Source organism: uncultured Virgibacillus sp. (assembly GCF_947495635.1).
Lineage (GTDB): Bacteria > Bacillota > Bacilli > Bacillales > Amphibacillaceae > Virgibacillus > Virgibacillus salarius.
The window spans coordinates 1-5,479 of sequence record NZ_CANMAB010000157.1 but is presented as its reverse complement, the minus strand read 5'-3'; the positions used below and the strand labels follow the sequence as shown (position 1 = coordinate 5,479).

Below are 5,479 nucleotides of genomic sequence, written 5' to 3'. Positions count from 1 at the left end.
GCCAATATACATCTAACATTCAAAATAACTACTTGGCTTAACGCAGTCATTGCACTGATTTTATACTTTCTTAACTTTCAAAAAAAACCATCCGAGCGAAATAAACGCCTGGATGGTCAACCATTTACCTAAAATCTCTCGAATCTTCCATATAATCACTTAAAAGTCTGTAGCCAACCAATGATGCTATGACCAAAAATAATCCGCATAATGTTTTATTTTTCATTTCCCAAATACCTCCTCATTTGATGTAGCTATTTTTTAATAAAATGAGTGTCTTAGAATGGACGGAATTTACCTTTTTTAAGAACTAATTTTGTTCCCCCCATAAGGAATAAAGAACGGTTATCTACCACTTTTTTCATTGCTGCTGCTGCTTTCCCCTGAAGTTTGTAATCATTAAATATATTTCCGATTCCATCAGAAATACCTAGAGAAGCTACCGTACCTTTGTCATGAAAAACAAAGTCAGTTAAAGGTTGGTTTGTAAGAAGTGCAGCTAGATTAGCAGCAACAACATCCGCTTCTTGCATTGCTAATTGTCCAGTAGGAGGATACGGGCGATCTGCTTCTTTATTCCAAACCCATGAACAGTCACCAATAACAAAAATATTCTCTTCACCTTTCATACGTAAGTCGGCGTCAACGTTAACTTTTCCTTTTGTTAATTCAAAGCCTGAATTCCCTAACACAGAGCTACCTTTCACTCCACCTGTCCACACAACAGTACCTGCTTTGATTAGCTCTTTATCGTCTCCAACAATAAACCCTTCCTCTGTACATTCAGAAATGGCAGCACCAATTTTAATCTCGACACCACGATCTTCAAGGGATTTTTTGGCATATGCAACTAACTCTTTATCAAACATTGGCAAGATAGAAGGAGCTGCTTCTACATTTATAATTTTAACTCTGTTACGATCTATGTCATATTTTTTACATAGCTCAGGCACCCTATCAGCTAATTCGCCCACAAACTCAATGCCTGTGAATCCTGCACCACCAACAAGGATATGCAAGCTCTCATCCTCAACGTTCTCTTCGTTGTTATATTTAGCAAATTGATATTCTATGTGTTCACTAATAAGACGACTGGAATCAATATCTTCAATAGCAAAAGCATGCTCTGCCATCCCTTTAATTCCAAAATCATTTGATTCAAAACCAAGCCCAACAACTAAGTAGTCATATTCAATTTCACTATTCTCCAACACAACGCGTTGCTCGTCTTTGTTGATTTTCACAACAGAATCATAAACTAGTCTTACTTTATTTGGGTTAATGACATCACTAATCATCACACGAGCTTGATTTGGATTAATTGTTCCAGCAGCTACCTCATGTAACCAAGTAGATTCATAATGATAATTATGTTTGTTAACTAGTACAATCTCTGCTTGTTCCGGTGATAGCTTTTGTAAGAGACGCTTTGTTGTTGTCAATCCAGCATAGCCTGCGCCCAGAACTACTATTTTTGGTTTGTTTAAACTCATAAAACTTCCACCTTCCTATATTTTACTAACAAAATTCACAGGAAAAGCGCTCTTTCATATTAACTCAAAAATGTTATTATTACTATTTAGAATCGCTTATACCTATTTTAACAATATAATAATCATATCAAAATTTTTATATTTAGGCTAATAATCAGTAGAAGTACAACTAGAATATATACTTATCGTGTTTTTCTACGTTATCACATGGTAAACGTTTGAATCTTTCTTCCAATCAGCCTAATCATTTTACAATTATTTTCAATTTTCGAGCGAACTAAATATTTTTAGTCACAAAAAGTAAAACGCTTACAGGTAAATGTGATATAATTTAATATAAAGTATACTATTAGATAATTGGAACTGAGGTGGGATCTTCATGGGTCAAACAAAGATACGCGTCGTAAACAGTTCGGGAGAGGAAGTAGCGCATAACGGAATTGAAATTGGTGACATTATCGTAAAGGGGCAAGGAACTTTGCAACATGCCGAAAATCGAAACATGATGAAAAATGGCTGGATTTTCACAGGTGATAAAGGATTTATAGATGAGCAAGGTCATATTCATGTGAAAGAACCGTTTAAAGACATTCCAAATCAGCAGGGCACCATTTCTACTGCTAACTTGGAGCAAATCTTAATGAAACACCCACACATTGCCGAGACCGCTATCATCCCATTACCGCATAAAGAACTAGGAGAAATTGCTCACGCCTTTATTGTGCTTGACAACAAATCAGATAGTACGAAGCAAGATATCATTAACTTTTGCAAAGATAGCACCAATGGAACTTCATATCCGCAATCGATTACCTTTGTAGATGAATTACCCAAAACCCCAAGTGGTAAAATTTTAAAAGTAGAGTTACAGAAGTGGTTATAAGCAAATGCTCTGTCTTTTGTTTTTTGACATGATAAAAAAAGAATTGACAGAAACACTTTAAATTGGGATAATATCTAAGATAAGTTCATACGGTTACCTTTAATTCAGTCCCGTGAGGCTGCCAAGGTGTAACAGATGGAATTCTGTTCAATAAAATCAGGAGGAACTTCGTGTTCTACCTCATTTTATAGAAGCACCCTGCCACACACGGCTCGGTGCTTTTTTCTTTTTTTAATCACCCACGGTAACTGTTGGGCCAATTCTTAAAGGGGGAAGAAACATGGCACAATATAAAGAGATTCAAGTAGACGAACGTTTACCCATTTTAAAAAGCTTACCACTTAGTATACAGCACTTATTTGCAATGTTTGGATCTACTGTATTAGTTCCAATTTTATTCGGTGTTAACCCTGCAACCATTTTATTAATGAATGGTATTGGAACGCTAATTTACTTATTTATTACAAAAGGAAAAATACCTGCATATTTAGGATCAAGTTTTGCGTTTATATCACCAGTTTTTGCCGTATTAGAGAATTACGGAGGCGGAACCGGATATAGCTATGTATTAGGTGGATTCCTTGCAGTAGGTGTTGTTTTATCCATCATTGCATTAATTGTTAAATTTATTGGAACAAGTTGGATTGATATAATTTTTCCACCTGCCGCTATGGGAGCAATTGTCGCTGTTATCGGTTTAGAACTTGTACCAACAGCTGCAGAGATGGCGGGATGGATCGCACCCCAAGACGCAGGTGCTTCTTGGACGATGGACACTAGTACAGCTGTAGTCTCACTTTTGACACTTGCAATTACAATAATTTGTTGGGTAACAATGCGCGGCTTCTTAAAAATCATTCCTATTTTGATTGGAATTATTGCAGGCTATATTATTGCATATTTCTTTGGATTGGTTGATTTAACTGCTATTAAAGAGGCAAAATGGTTCTCGATGCCAGAAATTTATCACATGAAATTTGATTGGTCTGCCATACTAGTAATTTTGCCAGCAGCTTTAGTACTTGTACCTGAACATATTGGACATCTATTCGTAACAGGTAATATTGTCAAAAAAGATTTGATGAAAGAACCTGGATTAGACCGCTCGTTAGCTGGTAACGGTATATCTACGATCATCTCTAGCTTTTTTGGATCAACACCGAATACGACATATGGTGAAAACATTGGCGTACTAGCAATAACAAAGGTATATTCCACCTGGATTATTGGAATAGCTTCCGTTATAGCCATTATTCTTTCATTTGTTGGAAAGTTGGCTGCATTGATATCATCTATTCCAACCGCAGTTATGGGAGGGATTTCCTTACTTCTATTTGGAATTATCGCAGCTAGTGGTATTCGTATGTTAGTAGAAGCAAATGTGGACTATAACCACTCACAGAATTTGATTCTAACATGTGTCGTCCTTGTCATCGGTATTAGCGGTGCTACAGTTCAAATCGGTTCAGTAGCCCTAACTGGTATGGGGCTTGCTACAATAGTAGCCATATTCCTTGGCCTATTCTTTAAGTTATTAGATGTATTAAAATTATCGAATGAATAGTAAAGATGAGTCCTTTGGAAGAATAGATAAAGTGAAACTTCAATCAGTTATGATTTGTTTATCGCCCACTGATTGTTAGTACCATAAGAGTAGGACCTAAAGGCCTTTGAACCCATTGGAATATAACTGGATGTTTGTATAAAATAAAGGTTTGGAAGATAATATGCTTCCAAACCTTTTTATGAGCCTTTTAATCTTTTGACTAATGGATATACGCTTGCACTTTGGATTACTAATGATAGTAAAATGACAACAAAAATGATGGATATGAATTCACTACTTTTATCAGTAGCTGCTTCGAATCCTAACACTAGTGCCACTGACATTGTTCCTTTAATACCGGTCCAAGCTATTACTGCACATTCCCTTAGAGACATGTACGTTTTCCATGTAGAATGAAATTGGGTCATGGCTGTAATTACCAAAAATCGTACGATTAGCGATCCTAAAAATAGAAGAATAGCAAGCTGCCATTCTGAAAAAACGAGGTACCTTGCTGATTGAATCCCTATAAGTAGAAATATGATAGATAAGATTGTTGGCTCGATAATTCCCCAAAACCCATCCAGTTGATCTCGAAAATGATCCTCTTTTATATTTTTTCCAAATTCATAGGATAGCATCATTCCCGCTGTAACAGTTGAAAGTACACCTGACACGTCCATTAATTCTCCTAAGTAAAAGCTACCATAAGCTACAATGATACTTAACATCACCTGATATTGACGATGGTCGGTATAATGCACTGCCTTGCTCATAAGCCAACCGAATGCAATACCAATCGCAACACCACCTAAGGATACAAGTAAGAATTCACTAACGAAACCACTAAGTGAAAAGGTTGTCCCTTGCGTTAACATACTTAGAAGCACACCAAATACTACAATGCTTGTCCCATCATTAAGCAACGATTCCCCTTCCACAATGTCAGCCGTGTTCCGATCACTAGACGATTTCTTTAATATCGCTATAACCGATACAGGATCTGTTGGTGATAAAATAGCAGCAATCAGTAACGCAGCTATAATGGATATTTGAATAAATAAATTTCCAATTAAATAAACAAAACCACCAAATATAGCTATTGTTAAGAGCAGACCTATCGTTCCTAATCCTCCAATAATATACTTATACTTCTTCCAAGCCATTGTTGGGAATTGATAAGCTGATATAAATAGAAGTGCCGGTAAGAAAACATGAAATATAAGATCTTTTGTTATTGATATGTTCGCGAAATAACTGATTGGTGACAGCGTAATACCTATTAGCACTAATACCGTTGGGACAGGAAAGTACTCTTGCTTCTTGTCTATAGAAAAAACAATGTACCCGATAATTAATAGCAAAAGTATGTGATGGACGCTCAAATATACTCCCTCCTCCTCTTTATTTACATTGGTAGTAAATCTTATATTTAGAATCCATTTTCCCTATAAGCAAGTAATTTCAAACAATGAACTTATCAATAAGAAAAACGGAGCAAAATTCGCTCAGTCCTTATCACTACATGCTCAGATTTACGCTTCCTCTAGTAGCTAT

Annotated in this window: 4 protein-coding genes; 2 read left to right on the top strand and 2 right to left on the bottom strand. The window is 36.2% G+C overall.

Features of this window, described 5'->3' with window-relative positions; translation table 11 throughout:
* Nucleotides 1-278: 278 nt before the first annotated feature.
* Entirely contained in the window at nt 279-1,493 is a 1,215-nt protein-coding gene (locus Q1A47_RS19775) for an NAD(P)/FAD-dependent oxidoreductase (RefSeq protein ID WP_026679622.1), read from the bottom strand.
* A gap of 379 nt (nt 1,494-1,872) precedes the next feature.
* Here Q1A47_RS19775 and Q1A47_RS19770 point away from each other — a divergent pair, with 379 nt between their 5' ends.
* Both Q1A47_RS19770 and uraA read left to right on the top strand, forming a co-directional pair.
* Nucleotides 1,873-2,376: an AMP-binding enzyme gene (locus Q1A47_RS19770; protein WP_026679623.1), complete on the top strand. Its 504-nt coding sequence runs from the start codon at nt 1,873-1,875 to the stop codon at nt 2,374-2,376.
* Between the two features lie 280 nt (nt 2,377-2,656).
* Nucleotides 2,657-3,940 (top strand): uracil permease, encoded by a 1,284-nt coding sequence (gene uraA, locus Q1A47_RS19765; protein ID WP_026679624.1) that lies wholly within the window; start codon nt 2,657-2,659, stop codon nt 3,938-3,940.
* Nucleotides 3,941-4,119: 179 nt separating this feature from the next.
* On the opposite strand, the gene Q1A47_RS19760 is transcribed toward uraA, so the two are convergent.
* On the bottom strand, nt 4,120-5,307 hold the full coding sequence (locus tag Q1A47_RS19760) for a sodium:proton antiporter (RefSeq protein WP_026679625.1): 1,188 nt from the start codon (nt 5,305-5,307) through the stop codon (nt 4,120-4,122).
* Nucleotides 5,308-5,479 lie beyond the last annotated feature (172 nt).